General features: G+C 68.3%; 1 protein-coding gene. It reads left to right on the top strand.

What is annotated here, in order from left to right:
• Positions 1-86: 86 nt before the first annotated feature.
• Positions 87-1,042 (top strand): IS701 family transposase (locus EHS43_RS45050; protein ID WP_185806686.1); only part of this gene is annotated, 956 nt, incomplete at its 3' end.

The raw sequence follows: 1,042 nt of genomic DNA on the forward strand, positions 1-1,042 counted from the left end.
CCCCTAGTAGGGCTTGGTCATCTTCATTTGTGTATGCGTGTCCGCTGCTCTACGAGCGTCGTTGGAATGGCGTGACACCTGAGGAGATGGCCGGGGTCCGGGAGGACCTGGAGGCGTTCGCGGCGGAGTTGTTCGACGGGTTCTTCCGTGCGGATCAGCGGCGTTGGGGGCAGGCGTATGTGCGCGGACTGCTTTTGGACGGGCGGCGTAAATCGGTGGAGCCGATGGCGGCCCGTCTCGGTGAGGACGGCAACCGTCAGGCGCTGGCGCACTTCATCACCTCCAGTCCGTGGGATCCGGCCCATGTGCGGGCCCGGCTGGCCTGGAGGATGCACGAGGCGATCGGTCCGGAGGCGTTGATCGTCGACGACACCGGCTTCCTCAAGGACGGGGACGCCTCGGCGTGTGTGTCGCGGCAGTACACCGGCACCGCGGGCAAGGTCACCAAATGCCAGGTCGGGGTGTCGCTGCACCTGGCCACCGATCATGCCTCGGCCGCGGTGAACTGGCGGCTGTTCATGCCCGCGTCCTGGGATCCGGCCTCCCCGGAAGCGGATGCGGACAAGGTCGCCCGCCGCAGCCGCTGCGGCATTCCCGACCGGGTGGGGCATGTGGAGAAGTGGCAGCTGGCCCTGGACATGATCGACGAGAGCAGGTCGTGGGGCATCGACATTCCCCTGGTCGTCACGGACGCCGGTTACGGAGATGCCGCCGCCTTCCGCCACGGCCTGGAAGAACGCAACCTGCCCTACGCGGTGGGCATTTCCTCCCGCCACACCGCCCATCCAGCCGACGCCCGGCCCGTCCAGCCCGCTTACGCGGGCACCGGCCGACCACCGGCCATGCAGTATCCCGCGCCTACACAGACCATGAAAGACCTGGTCATCGCGGCCGGGCGGGCGGCAGCGAGACCAGTGTCCTGGAGGGAAGGCTCCCGGCCCGGCAAGTCGATCAGCGGATTCAAGCGCATGTACTCGCGGTTCGTGGCCCTGCGCATCCGCCCGGCCGGACGCGGCGTCCGCAAGACCAGCGACGGTCCTGA

The organism is Streptomyces sp. RP5T (assembly GCF_003933965.1).
Lineage (GTDB): Bacteria > Actinomycetota > Actinomycetes > Streptomycetales > Streptomycetaceae > Streptomyces.